Consider the following 12,779-nt stretch of genomic DNA (forward strand, 5'->3'; position numbering starts at 1 on the left):
GGGAGACCTCTTCGACAAATCGAATTTCAAAAATGTCAATGTTCTCTATGGTTCAAGTGAACCGAATTTATTTAATTTTTAACCCCGTCCATTTTTAGTGGACAGTAGTGATCTTCTCCGTTAAATTCAGTAGACTATCTTGGCGAGCAGGCCTGTAAGGTGAGCTATGGCTATGCCATAGTTGGTCATAGGCACCTGTTGCGATTTTGCTTTGCGCACACGGTTGAGGATCAGGCGGCGGTTAAACATGCATCCGCCACAATGGATTACGAGCGAGTAGGGTGACAGGTCTGTCGGAAAGTCGCGTCCCGACACTATGTCGACAGTCAGTGTTCCGCCGGCCTTTTTATTGAGCATGGTGGGAATCTTTACACGTCCGATGTCTTCGCTCTGAGGCGCGTGGGTGCATGCTTCGGCTATGAGCACACGATCGCCGGGCCGCAGAGAGTCGATGACGGCGGCACTTTCGGCAAAATAATGAATGTCACCTTTGAATGCGGCCATCAGCACTGAAAATGATGTCAGCCGACATCCATCCGGCACCTGCGGGCCGACCTTGGCAAATGCTTGGGAGTCGGTGATAATCAGGTCGGGTATCGATCGGAGTGATGCGAGCGTATCTGTCAGACCCTCGGGAGTGGTGCACATGGCGTTGCAGCCGCGGTCGAGCAGTGCGCGCAGTGTCTGTACTTGTGGCAATATCAGCCGTCCTTTCGGGGCCTGGGCATCCTGCGGCATCACGAGCACTACGGTGTCACCTCGTTTTACAAGCCCGCGGAGCAGATCGGGTTCTCCGAAATCAGAGGGAATGGCACGTGAAATGGCTTCGAGCAGTTCATCCTTGCCTGTCGCTCCAAGAGCAGAAACCCCCGTGGCGTCAGCGGGTATGTGACGCCCTGTGTCGGTCTTGTTGACAACCTTGACCGTAGGTATGGAACGTGCGGCGAGGCGTCCGGCCCAGAGCGATTCCTCCGTTTCGTTTTCACCGACAAGCAGCAGAGCGATGTCGGCCTCGTCAAGTGCCTTTTCAGTCATTGTTATGCGAGCCTGTCCGAGTGTTCCGTCGTCATCAAAACCGGCAGTGTCAATAAATACGGCCGGACCTATGCCGGGCAGTTCCATTGCCTTGCGCACAGGGTCGGTGGTTGTGCCGGCGATGTCAGACACAAGCGATACTTGTTGCGAGGCAAGAAGGTTGACGACAGACGATTTGCCGCTGTTGCATGCTCCGAGCACGATGATGTGTAGCCTGTTGGCCGAAGGGGTGTCGTTGAGTGTCATGAGATGTCGATGTCAGAAACGGAAGTCACGGTGGCCGAGACTTATGCGCCCGAGGTTGTGGAGTGTGAGCTCTTTGACGCGTGAATGGCCGATTTTTTCAATTTCGGAACTGATGAGTCTCTCACCCTTGGCCCTGACAGCCGGCGAGGCGTAATCCTCGAGATACTCCTTTAATGTCATTATGGCGTTGGGTGCGCAGCAGTTGGCGATATTGCCTGTCTTTACAAGTGACATGAACCTGTCACCTGTGCGACCTTCGCGATAACATGCTGTACAAAAGCTCGGGATGTGGCCTGTGTCGAGCAGCCATTCCACCACCTGGTCAAGTGTGCGGCGGTCAGAGATGTCAAACTGGGCCGAACTCTCGTCGTCGGCATCCGCACCGGCATATCCGCCCACCGAGGTGCGGGAGCCGCCGCTGAGCTGCGACACTCCGAGGTCGAGCACGCGGGCACGAGTGGCGGCTGACTCGCGAGTGGAGACTATCAGCCCTGAGTATGGAACGGCTAGACGCAACACCGCGACGATGCGGCAGAAGAGACTGTCGGATATGGCATCGGGAAAATCATCCTTGGAGATGTCGTCGGCCGGGCATATTCTCGGCACACTGATGGTGTGGGGGCCTACGCCAAAACGTGCCTCAAGATGCTCGGCATGCATGAGCAGACCGATGAAGTCGTAGCGATAGGTGTTGAGTCCGTAGAGCACACCGAGGCCCACGTCGTCAAGGCCGCCCTGCATGGCGCGGTCCATCGCTTCGGTGTGCCAGGCATAGTCGCTTTTGGGACCTGTCGGGTGGAGAGTTTCGTAATTGGCTTTGTGGTATGTCTCTTGAAACAGTATGTATGTGCCTATTGCCGCATCGTGAAGCCGACGGTAGTTGTCGACTGTAGTAGCTGCGATATTGACGTTGACACGACGTATGGCTCCGTTGCGGTGGCGGGTGGAATAGATGGTGTCGATTGACTCGAGGATGTATTCCATCGGGTTGTTGCGCGGGTCTTCGCCGGCCTCGAGGGCTATGCGTTTGTGCCCCATGTCCTGGAGTGCGGTCACCTCGCGGCGTATCTCGTCCTGCGACAGTTTGCGGCGCGGGATAGTCTTGTTCTTGAGATGATAGGGACAGTAGACACATCCGTTGACACAGTAGTTGGAGAGATAGAGGGGTGCGAACATGACTATGCGGTTGCCATAAAACCGTTGCTTGATTTCGTTGGCGGCCTTGAAAATGCGTTCCACAGTGTCCGGGTCATCACACTCAAGCAGCACTGCGGCTTCGCGGTGTGTGAGACCCTTGCATTCGAGGCTTTTGCGTATCAGTGAGTCGACATATGACGCGTCTGAGGCTTTCACCTCTGCATACTCTATGGTGTCGAGTATCTCGTTGTGGTCGATAAATTCGGTGGCTATGTCGGAATTTGGATTATACATAATCGTTGTAATCTCCTTTTTCGGTTGTGATTTCCATGCCTATACGTGCCAGTTGTTCACGCAGCAGGGCTATACCCTCGGCTGCCTCGGCTCCTGTCGAGGCCTTGTTGTCATAGAGCGAATAGGCGGCACGGCACTCGGGAGGTGTGAGATTGGGCATCACCACGTTTGCCCCGGCCATAATCCCGCGGTTGCGTCCCTCGCTGTCAAGAGTCGCAAGTGCTGTGGTCGACGGTATGTTGGCGTTGGGAAACATGAGCCGAAGTATGGATATGAGTCTGACGGTCAATTCCAGATTGCCGGGTTGACAACTGCCGAACGGAGTGGAACTGTTGGGCAGAAACGGCCCGATGCCTATCATCTCGGGCTGTAAATGGTGCATGTATTCGAGGTCTTCGATTATATGAGCCGTGGTCTGGCCAGGTGAGCCTACCATGATGCCGGTGCCTGTCTGATAGCCCAGACGCTTGAGTGTGTCAAGGCATCTCAGTCGGTTGTCAAGACTCATGTCCGACGGGTGGAGCTGACTGTAATGACGGCGGTTGTGTGTCTCGTGGCGCAACAGGTAGCGTGAGGCTCCAGCCTGTCGGAATGCCGCGTAGGCCTCGTCGGGCCACTCGCCGAGCGACAGTGTAATCGCCGCGTCAGGATAGGTCGTGTATATGCGTCTGACGGTCTCGGTCACACGTTCGACTGTCAGAGCCGGATTCTCGCCTCCCTGTAACACAAATGTGCGGAAGCCTGCTTCATAACCTTTGCGGCATGAGTCAAGAATGGTGTCGGCCGACAGTGTGTAGCGTGGCAGGCCACGGTTGTCACGGCGCAAACCGCAGTATAGACAGTTGTTGCGACACACGTTGGTCACCTCTATCAGACCGCGTATTCTTACCTTGCGTCCGAATATGCCGTCAGTCCGCTCTCTTGCTGCCGCGGTCAGGTGCGCGACAGCTTTGGGGTCAAGTGACGGCGACAGGAGCACGGCATACTCCCGGGGAGTAAGATGCCGTGTCTCCGCAAGCCGTCCTATGATGTCGCCGGCAAGGTTCAATAGTGCTCCTCCTCTTTCGAGAGACCTTTGTTAAACCGTATTTTACTCTCCTTGTTGGTGGTTGCCGAACCCGGTCCCGTGATGCAGCCTCCTTCGCAAGCCATAACTTCGATGAAGCGTCCGGGTGCCTTGCCCGTGCGGGCGTAGGCCGAAAGGATGGATATGTTTTTCTTGTCAAGGTTGGTCACCTGGAGAGCGTTGATTTCCTGTTCGCGTTCGGGGGCGAGACGCAGATAGGCCTTGACGGCTCCGGCCACACCTCCGGCTGCGGCAAATCCGTGGGCTTCTCTTACTGCTGTGAAGCCCATTGTATAAGGCTCGGTCTCTTTGAGCTCGATGCCGTAGCCGTCAAACACCGAACCGATTTCCTCAAAGGTCATCACGAAGTCCACCTGGTCGTCGCGCCGGGCCTCGCTGCGCTTGGCCAGACACGGGCCTACAAAGACAATCTTGGCATCGGGATATTTCTCCTTGGCTATGCGGGCGGTGTAATACATTGGCGAACCTGTGGTGGACACATACTGCTTCATGGCCGGGATGTGCTTGTTGACAAGCTCGATATATGACGGGCAGCATGATGTGGTCATGAATGGCTGTCCCTCCTCGATTTTCTCAAGAAGCTCGTGGCCTTCGGTCTCGACAGTCTTCATCGCGCCTTGAGCCACTTCGATGACGTCGGTAAAACCGATCTGCCGGAAAGCTCCGTAGACCTGCTCTTTGGTGGCGTCAAACTGGCTGAGTATGGCCGGAGCAACGATGGCTATTACCTTTTGACCTTCGCGTATGGCCTTTAGCACGTCAAATGTCTGAGAGATTTCAAAAATCGCACCAAACGGGCATGCGTTCAGACACTTGCCGCAATATATACACTTGCTTTCGTCAATGTGTTCGATGCCTTGTTCATCCTTTGAGATTGCTTTGACAGGACATGCTTCCTCGCAAGGTACAGGGATATAGACGATTGCATGGTAGGGACAGCTTTCATGACATATGCCGCAGCTTATGCACTTGTCGTGGTCAATCTTTGCTTTACCGGTCTCTGAGTCGAGGCGCACGGCATTTTTCGGACAATTGTGCATGCAGCTTCGGGCCACGCATCCACGACACAGGCTGGTGACTTCATAATTGGTGTGCACACACGATGAGCAAGCCTCGTCGATGACACACATTATATTATCTTTTGCAGCACTTGACGCATCGCGTCCCAGTGCCATTTTTACATAATCTGAAAGCGGAGTGAGTTCGTCGGTTTCGTCGTTCATGTCAAGGCCGAGCAGTGGCAGCGACTTGTAACGCCACACGGCGCGCTCCTTATGGATGCAACAGCGGCCGGGGTGTTTTGAGCCTTTGGGACTCAGCTTGATTGGTAGCCTGTCGATTTCTTCTATTAATGATTCCTCTTTCCATAGTTTTACCAGCTCTTTAAGCAGCCTATGGCGGACAATCATAATATTGTTCTTGGTTGCCATTTTTTATGTTGATGATTGGTAGTTGAAATAACGAGTGCAAAATTACTCAAAAACATCGAATCAATGGCGAATATTGTGGAAAAAATGGCGAATAAAAATATAGTGGTGCATTTTTTGAACTGCACCACTATACGGTTTTGACTCTTGACATAATAGATTTTTTGAATCTATTATGTCAGAATTATTGACCTATTCTTTTATCACTTTCACTCGGGCTGAGGCGAATACGTTGAGGTCGAGGGTTGTGACAATCTCGCGCATAGCCATGGCTGCCTTGAAAGGCACATGTCCGTCAATCAGTTCAGGCGAGAAAGCGGCAATGGAACCGAATCCCGGAATAACTGTCATAAATCCACCGCCGAAGCTCGACATGGCCGGCACGCCGGTAATTGTCATCCACGGCTTGCGCATTTTTTTGGGGCCCTTGGCAGCCATCATGGCCACGATATTCTCTGACAGTTTGCCGTCAAATACCGGCACTCCCGACATGGGGTTTACGCCGTCGGCCGCGATAGTCGCACCCATTTGGGCGAGCTGTTGGGTTGTAACGAGCATGGAGTGGAGTTTTGTTGCGATGTCAATAGCTACAGGAGCATCGTCATAAAGCTCATAGTCATTGGTCGCAAGCATGTTTTCAACGCCTAGTTCGCAGTTCTTCTTAACGGCGGTTTTATACAGATTATCGTCAAGCACAGGCGATGAACCCATTAACGAAATCATGAGTTCTGACAATATCTCCATCTTGCCGTCAGCGTCGCCTACAGGCTGCACGAGGCTGGCGAGTCGGATGTTTTTGGCATGTATGCCTTTGGGCTTAGACGAGTGGCACGAACAGTGAGAGCACCCGCATTTGCCCATCTTCTGTGCCAGTTCCATAGGAGACATCTGGGTATAGAGCTGGGTGTAGAGCGGGATTCTGAGCAGCGAACCCATGGCAAAGGGAGACTGCGAGTCACCTACATCAAAGCATGTGCCGTCGGTAAGACATACCGATATGGCCATCTTGCCTGCGTTCATTCCGGCTACGCGAGGGTCGGGGGCCGCACCGTCGGCAGTCTTGGTTCTATACTTTTCAAAAGCGGCAGTCACGGCCGATTTTACATCTGACAATTTGACGAATCTTTCCATGATAATAATCCTTTAGTCAATCATGTGGTTATAACCGCTGATGTCGATGCAATGTTGGGTGGTTTAATTCTTATTTCGCCAAATTTCAACTTTTTAACCCTCTCGGGCGTTTTAGTGAAAAGAGATTAATCACTAACCAATAATCAATCGGATAATATATAGTTATGAAAAAAAAGATGTTGAATCTGTGGTCGCTTATAGTTCTGGGTATGATTATAGTGTTTGGAGCGTGCAGCAATGACGCGTCGGAAGAATTGCCGTCGGCTGTATCGCAGTTTATCACTCAGTATTTTCCCGGGATGAGTGTCAAGAGTTATAATGTGTTGTCTGACAACGGGTGTGTTGTGCAACTGGCGTCAGGTCCGACACTGCGGTTTGACAGCGAAAACCAATGGATGGACATCGATGGCAACGGAGCCAGACTGCCTCAGGTGCTGATGTATGACCAGTTGCCGACCGAACTGTATGAATATCTCCAGGCCACGGAGCAGCAGGCTGATGTATATGTGATGAAGCGTGATAAGTATTACTACAAACTCACGATGCTTGACACCGTGCTCACTTATGACATAGCCACAGGCAAGGTGACATATCCCGGGATGTCAGCCTCTTAACAACTGCCATATGAGTATGATGGCTATAAGTACCGGAGCTATCCACCTCACGATGAAATATATGATGCTCAACGCACGTGAGCGTAAGGCTCCGTTGTTGGTAATCTCACGGCGGAAAAACGACTTTGGTGCCACCCATCCCATGTAGATACACAGGAGTATGCCGCCAACAGGTAGCATGATGTTGGTGGTCACAGTGTCAAGAAAGTCAAAGATCGTGAGGCCGCATATGGTGTATTCGCTCCACGGACCTACCGAAAGCGAGCATATAGGACTGAGTATGAGCAAAGGGAGAGTGACGGTGAGTACGGCCTTGACTCGCGACATGCCTGCGCGTTTCTCCATAAACGCCACCGAGACTTCGGCGAGCGAGATGGTCGACGTGAATGCTGCGACTGTGAGCAGCAGGAAAAACAGTGATGACCATACACGGGTGCCGCCCATCTGGGCGAATATTTCCGGCAGGGTGATGAACACCAGGGCCGAGCCGGCAAGATTGCTGTCCTGCAAGCCGAATGTCATTACGGCCGGAAAGATGATGAAGCCCATGAATATGGCTACCATGAGGTCGAGCAGTGAGACTGTGACGGCCGTACGGGTGAGTTTTGCGTCAGACGGAAAGTAGCTGGCATAGGTCACAAGTATACCCATGGCGAGACTCAGTGAGAAAAACGACTGGCCCAGAGCGTTGACAAACGTAGCCGGTGTGACATGGCTGAAGTCGGGACGCAGGAAGAAGTCAAGTCCCTCGGCCGCCTTGTCAAGCGAGAGTGACACCCCGCAGAATATCACGAGCAGCAGGAAGAGCACCGGCATCATGACGTTTGACATCTTCTCGATGCCTTTCTGCACACCGCGTATGAGCACATACATATTAGCCAGAATCATTATCACTGTCATGACGATAGGGCGGTAGGTGCCAGTGATGAAGCTCCCCATTTTATCGCGGAAAGCCGCCTCGCCCGTGAGTGAGGACGAGTAGAGACCACCCGTGACAGACTGGACGAGATACTCGAAAGTCCAGCCCGACACCACCATGTAGAATGACAATATCAGATAGGAGGCGAGTATGGCCATTACACTGGCCGCACCCCATGCCTTGTGTCCGGGAGTGACGCGTGAGTAGACACCCGATGCGTCCGATTCACCTCCGCGTCCGAGAGCAAACTCGGCGGTCATGACCGGAATACCAAGCAGAAATATACACAGGATATAGATGAAAAGAAACACTGCGCCGCCGTTGGCCTGGACCTCGGCGGGAAATCGCCACACGTTGCCGAGTCCGACCGCCGAACCCACTGTGGCGGCTATCATTCCTATCTTTGATGCAAATTTTGTGTTGTTAGCCATTGAAACGTCAGGTTGAGAGTAGGAGAGAGGTGAGATGTGTCACGAGGAGAGAGTTGCAAGGGGGAGTCCGGTCGGAGCGTCAACCGTATTTTGAAATCTTGCGCAACTGCGGCTCGTTAAGAATCTTTATCTTACGGCCGTCCACCACGATGAGATGGTCTTTGACAAACTGTGTGAGTGTGCGTATGGCGTTTGAGGTAGTCATGTTTGACAGGTTGGCCAGGTCCTCGCGACCAAGATATATCTTGAGGGTCATGTTGTCATCCTCTTCCACTCCATAGTTGTCAAGAAGTACTATCAGGGCTTCGGCCAGACGTCCGCGTATGTGTTTCTGCGTAAGATTAACTATCTTTGTGTCGGAGGAGCCGAGATTGCGCGAAAGTTCGTGGATGAAGAACATGGCCAGCTTGTTGTTGTTCATGATCAGACTCTCGACAATCGACATCGGAATGGTGGCGAGGGTGGATGGCTCGAGTGTTGCCGCACTCGACACATAGTGCTCGCCGGCAAAATATGCACGATAGCCGAAATATTCCACTGGCTTGATGAGACGTATTATCTGACATCTGCCTCCTATGCCGTCCTTGTACTTTTTGACCTTGCCTTCTATGAGACACCAGAGAAACTCCGGCTCGTCTTTCTCGGCATACACCACCTGGTTTTTCTTATAGTGGTGTATTGTGAAGTTGTCGGCGATGAGACGCTTTTCATCTCCGCTCAACAATTGCCATATCTCGGCAAAGTCTTCAGTCAAAAGTTGCTCTATTGTGCTCTTAATCATGTGGCGTGCTGTGAAACTATGTTTTATAACACGCAAAATTACTTAAACTTTGTGTACTTTTTTAAATACACGCGTTAAAAATCATTAAACCCGGGGCCTTGCAATGTTTCTGAATGAAAGAGTATGACCGCCGGAAATATCAATATTTTTGTGAAACCGAAGACCGGAAGCTGTGAAATTTTGGCGGTGTGGAGTAATTGTGGTAAATTTGGGGTATGATTTACGCTGAAGTCCTGCTGCCGGTGCCTATAGCCGGTGCTTTTACTTATAGAGTCCCGGCCGACATGGAGGGAAGCATTGCTGTCGGACACAGGGTTATAGTGCCGTTTGGCCGACGCAAGTCCTATACGGGCATAGTGACAGCTCTGACTCCTTTTGAACCCAAAGGCTATGAGGTAAAAGAGATAAGCATGCGCATTGACGACCGTCCCATAGTGCGCCATCCGCAGCTCAAACATTGGGCGTGGATAGCTGACTACTATCTGTGCACTCCGGGTGAGGTATACAGGGCCGCAGTGCCGGCCGGTCTCAAGATTGAGAGTGAGACTTTTATTTCACCTGTGGCGGGGTTTGAGGAAGACGAGAACGACCGTCTCTCCACCCGCGAGCTCACTCTGCTCGAGGGATTACTCGAGACAGGCGAGAAACGTGTGAGGCTTGATGTTTTGTCAAAGAAGACCGGTATATCGGCCGTAGGGCCTGTGGTCAACTCGCTTCTTGCCCGTAATGCGGTGATGATTTCCGAAAATCTTGTGGAGCGTTACCATGCCCGCAAGGAGATTTACGTCCGTCTGACGGCTGTGCGCGGTGACAGTGATGAGCTTCATGCCGCTTTTGACGCCGTCAAGAAAGGAGGCAAACAGGAGACAGCTCTGCTGACTCTTATAGAACTGTCGGGATTTATGCGTCAGGGCCTTGAGGAGCCGGTCGAGGTGACACGCTCCGCGCTTATGGAGCGTGCCGGCGTGACATCGTCGGTGATAGCGGCTATGGCAAAGAAAGGTATTGTGGAGGTGTATACGCGCAAGGTGAGTCGGTTTTCCTATACCGGGAGGCCTGTGCGCGAGCTACCAGAACTGTCGGAATATCAGCAGACGGCTCTTGGGGAGATTCACCGTTCATGGCTCGAAAAGGATGTGACACTGCTCCACGGGGTCACATCGAGCGGCAAGACCGAGCTCTACATTCATCTCATAGACTATGCCATGAAACAGGGTCGCCAGGCGTTGTATCTTGTGCCTGAGATAGCTCTGACCACTCAGTTGACCACAAGGTTGCAGAGGGTGTTTGGCGACAAAGTGTTGATATATCACTCCAAATTTTCCGACAACGAGCGTGTGGAGATATGGAATCGTCTGCTTGACGACTCCGCGCCCAAGGTCATTATCGGTGCGCGCTCGTCGGTGTTTCTGCCTTTCGCGTCTTTGGGGCTCGTTATTGTCGATGAGGAGCATGAGTCGGCCTACAAGCAGCAGGACCCGGCTCCGCGCTACAATGCCCGCGACGCAGCGATAGTGTTGGCTCGCATGCATGGGGCCAAGACATTGCTCGGCAGTGCGACACCCGGAGTGGAGACCTATCGTAAGGCATGCACAGGACGTTATGGACTGGTGGAACTGACCCGTCGTTACGAAGGAGGTGAATTGCCTGAGATGAAGATTGTCGACATGACCGAAGCGAGAAAGAGGGGACAGGTCAAGGGCATATTTTCCGATGAACTCCGTGCGGATGTGGGTGAGGCCCTGAGCCGGGGCATGCAGTCGATACTTTTTCTCAACCGTCGCGGTTATGCCCCTGTGGCACGGTGCAAACAGTGTGGCTATGTGCCTAAGTGTGACCATTGTGATGTGTCTCTTACCTATCATCGGCGCATTGACAAACTGTTGTGCCACTACTGCGGGACCCCTTATCAAGTGCCGGAAGTGTGTCCGGCGTGCAAGGAGCCCGGCATTGAGGTACTCGGCTATGGGACTGAGCGCATAGAAGAGGAGGTGGATGCCTGTTTTCCTGATGCAGTGATAGCACGTATGGATCTCGACACTACACGCAACAAGGATGGTTATGAGGGCATCATTGAGGACTTTTCAGCCGGCAAGTCGCAGATTCTTGTAGGTACGCAGATGGTTACCAAAGGGCTTGATTTCGGCAAGGTGAGCGTGGTGGGAGTAGTTAACGCCGACGCCGTGCTTAATTTTCCCGACTTCCGAGCAGCCGAGAGAGCTTTCAATATGATTGAGCAGGTGGCGGGGCGGGCCGGACGCCGCAGCGGTGACGGCAAGGTGGCTATTCAGACCTATAGTCCGTCACATCCGCTTTTCCCATTCCTGGTCGCACACGACTATAAGGGATTTTATGAATATGAGCTTGCGGAGCGTCAACGCTACAATTATCCGCCGTTTGTAAGAGTGATTTATATATATGTCAAGCATAAGGACCCTGTGGCTGTGGGCACTGTGGCTTCGGAGCTTGCCGCCCGTCTGCGCGAACTGCTTGGCACAAGAGTGTCTGGGCCTGAGGAGCCAACGGTGGGCCGTGTGCAGACGTGGTATATACGTCGCATTATGCTAAAAATTGAGATTAACGCATCAATATCGAAGGTGAAGACTCTGCTAAATGAGGTCCGTATCGATATGACCAATCGCGGACGCCTTTCAGGGGCGAGCGTCTATTGCGATGTCGATCCGATGTAAACCAATTTAGAGGACGTTTAATAACAAATGTTAAGCAAAGTAGGTGCGTTTTTATTTAACTTGGTCATGATCAGATGATGCATGCGGTAGCTTTGGCCGTGAGCCGATAGTCCCATAAGTTATTGTTATTCGCAAGTCCCTTCAAAATGATATACGAGCTGTTGGAACGGCTCATATTTTTTATCTCCGAGCCATAGCTCTTTCGGAGACAGGTTAAACATTATGCTATGATAAAAGGGATCGGCACTGCCGCCAAAAATTTGATCGAAAACGATTTTGACTGTTTCAAGATCACTATCACCAGGACAAATCACATTCTTAGGCAGCAATACGAAATGATACATTTGCTCATCCATTTGGTAAAATTCATAAGCAGCTTTGACCTGGACCACGCCAATGTCACGAAGTCGGGATGCAATTATTTCATCAGTAATAGACATTGCCATTAGTGACAAGTCCATGTTGACTGTCAAGGAATCCTTTGACACCACCTTGCACGCATTCCCTACTGATATTGTATTTCCATGATAATAGGACGCCCTCATTTCGCCATGATACGTGCCTTTCATTTCAAAAAGAGCTCTTTGAATTTCAGATGATGAAAACTCTGGCTCGTCCTTATTGCAACTTGAAATGAACACCAAGGCAATGAACAGAATAATTGTGGCTATTTGTTTCATACTTTCTTTTTTTCACTACTGTCCACTAAAAATGGACGGGGTTAAAAATTAAATAAATTCGGTTCACTTGAACCATAGAGAACATTGACATTTTTGAAATTCGATTTGTCGAAGAGGTCTCCCAGATGAGTCTTGTCAGTCAGCGAGATTCCAAGAATCTGAAGTACTTCATAGATGCTCCGTTCCAGTTTCATATCGTGCTGTACGATTGCAACAAGGCAATAAGTAATTATAGCGCAATAGATTTGGATGCGTACTGCATTCTCTGATGTTCCCCAGAACTTCTTGATACGCAGATGCTGCTTGA

General features: G+C 51.6%; 10 protein-coding genes and 1 pseudogene. 2 read left to right on the forward strand and 9 right to left on the reverse strand.

Annotated elements, in window-relative coordinates; all coding sequences use genetic code 11:
* Positions 1–126 precede the first annotated feature (126 nt).
* The 5 genes from hydF to QGT73_RS15530 all read right to left on the reverse strand — a co-directional run bounded on the left by hydF (position 127) and on the right by QGT73_RS15530 (position 6,357).
* Complete coding sequence (gene hydF, locus QGT73_RS15510) at positions 127–1,281, reverse strand: [FeFe] hydrogenase H-cluster maturation GTPase HydF (protein WP_280123037.1); 1,155 nt, start codon at positions 1,279–1,281, stop codon at positions 127–129.
* Between the two features lie 12 nt (positions 1,282–1,293).
* Complete coding sequence (gene hydG, locus QGT73_RS15515) at positions 1,294–2,712, reverse strand: [FeFe] hydrogenase H-cluster radical SAM maturase HydG (RefSeq protein WP_280123038.1); 1,419 nt, start codon at positions 2,710–2,712, stop codon at positions 1,294–1,296.
* Complete coding sequence (hydE, locus tag QGT73_RS15520) at positions 2,705–3,760, reverse strand: [FeFe] hydrogenase H-cluster radical SAM maturase HydE (RefSeq protein ID WP_425278415.1); 1,056 nt, start codon at positions 3,758–3,760, stop codon at positions 2,705–2,707. The genes hydG and hydE overlap by 8 nt, the downstream gene beginning before the upstream one ends.
* A complete protein-coding gene (locus QGT73_RS15525; protein ID WP_280123039.1) occupies positions 3,757–5,229 on the reverse strand; it encodes a monomeric [FeFe] hydrogenase in 1,473 nt (490 codons plus the stop codon). The genes hydE and QGT73_RS15525 overlap by 4 nt, the downstream gene beginning before the upstream one ends.
* Positions 5,230–5,418: 189 nt before the next feature.
* Positions 5,419–6,357 carry a glutaminase gene (locus QGT73_RS15530; protein ID WP_280123040.1) on the reverse strand — a complete coding sequence of 313 codons (939 nt, stop codon included), beginning with the start codon at positions 6,355–6,357 and terminating at the stop codon, positions 5,419–5,421.
* Between the two features lie 164 nt (positions 6,358–6,521).
* On the opposite strand from QGT73_RS15530, the gene QGT73_RS15535 reads away from it, so the two are divergent.
* Complete coding sequence (locus QGT73_RS15535; RefSeq protein WP_123616866.1) at positions 6,522–6,971, forward strand: PepSY-like domain-containing protein; 450 nt, start codon at positions 6,522–6,524, stop codon at positions 6,969–6,971.
* Here QGT73_RS15535 and QGT73_RS15540 read toward each other — a convergent pair.
* Together QGT73_RS15540 and QGT73_RS15545 are read right to left on the reverse strand one after the other, a co-directional pair.
* Complete coding sequence (locus QGT73_RS15540; RefSeq protein ID WP_280123041.1) at positions 6,960–8,321, reverse strand: sodium-dependent transporter; 1,362 nt, start codon at positions 8,319–8,321, stop codon at positions 6,960–6,962. The two genes, QGT73_RS15535 and QGT73_RS15540, sit on opposite strands and share 12 nt — an antisense overlap.
* A 79-nt stretch (positions 8,322–8,400) precedes the next feature.
* On the reverse strand, positions 8,401–9,102 hold the full coding sequence (locus QGT73_RS15545) for a Crp/Fnr family transcriptional regulator (protein WP_280123042.1): 702 nt from the start codon (positions 9,100–9,102) through the stop codon (positions 8,401–8,403).
* Positions 9,103–9,317: 215 nt separating this feature from the next.
* Here QGT73_RS15545 and priA point away from each other — a divergent pair, with 215 nt between their 5' ends.
* Positions 9,318–11,792, forward strand: a complete 2,475-nt coding sequence (gene priA / locus QGT73_RS15550; RefSeq protein ID WP_280123043.1) for a replication restart helicase PriA — start codon at positions 9,318–9,320, stop codon at positions 11,790–11,792.
* 125 nt (positions 11,793–11,917) lie between these two features.
* On the opposite strand, the gene QGT73_RS15555 is transcribed toward priA, so the two are convergent.
* Complete coding sequence (locus tag QGT73_RS15555; RefSeq protein WP_123616870.1) at positions 11,918–12,472, reverse strand: DUF4840 domain-containing protein; 555 nt, start codon at positions 12,470–12,472, stop codon at positions 11,918–11,920.
* A gap of 41 nt (positions 12,473–12,513) precedes the next feature.
* Positions 12,514–12,779: pseudogene (locus tag QGT73_RS15560) on the reverse strand (IS4 family transposase); the annotation flags it as partial.

The sequence above is a fragment of the Duncaniella muricolitica genome (genome assembly GCF_910574735.1).
Taxonomy (GTDB): domain Bacteria; phylum Bacteroidota; class Bacteroidia; order Bacteroidales; family Muribaculaceae; genus Duncaniella; species Duncaniella muricolitica.

Bases quoted from the DNA above. Each gene is read 5' to 3' on its own strand.
- hydF (WP_280123037.1), bottom strand. From the start codon at position 1,281: ATGACACTCAACGACACCCCTTCGGCCAACAGGCTACACATCATCGTG.
- hydG (WP_280123038.1), bottom strand. From the start codon at position 2,712: ATGTATAATCCAAATTCCGACATAGCCACCGAATTTATCGACCACAAC.
- QGT73_RS15525 (WP_280123039.1), bottom strand. From the start codon at position 5,229: ATGGCAACCAAGAACAATATTATGATTGTCCGCCATAGGCTGCTTAAA.
- QGT73_RS15530 (WP_280123040.1), bottom strand. From the start codon at position 6,357: ATGGAAAGATTCGTCAAATTGTCAGATGTAAAATCGGCCGTGACTGCC.
- QGT73_RS15535 (WP_123616866.1), top strand. From the start codon at position 6,522: ATGAAAAAAAAGATGTTGAATCTGTGGTCGCTTATAGTTCTGGGTATG.
- QGT73_RS15540 (WP_280123041.1), bottom strand. From the start codon at position 8,321: ATGGCTAACAACACAAAATTTGCATCAAAGATAGGAATGATAGCCGCC.
- QGT73_RS15545 (WP_280123042.1), bottom strand. From the start codon at position 9,102: ATGATTAAGAGCACAATAGAGCAACTTTTGACTGAAGACTTTGCCGAG.
- priA (WP_280123043.1), top strand. From the start codon at position 9,318: ATGATTTACGCTGAAGTCCTGCTGCCGGTGCCTATAGCCGGTGCTTTT.
- QGT73_RS15555 (WP_123616870.1), bottom strand. From the start codon at position 12,472: ATGAAACAAATAGCCACAATTATTCTGTTCATTGCCTTGGTGTTCATT.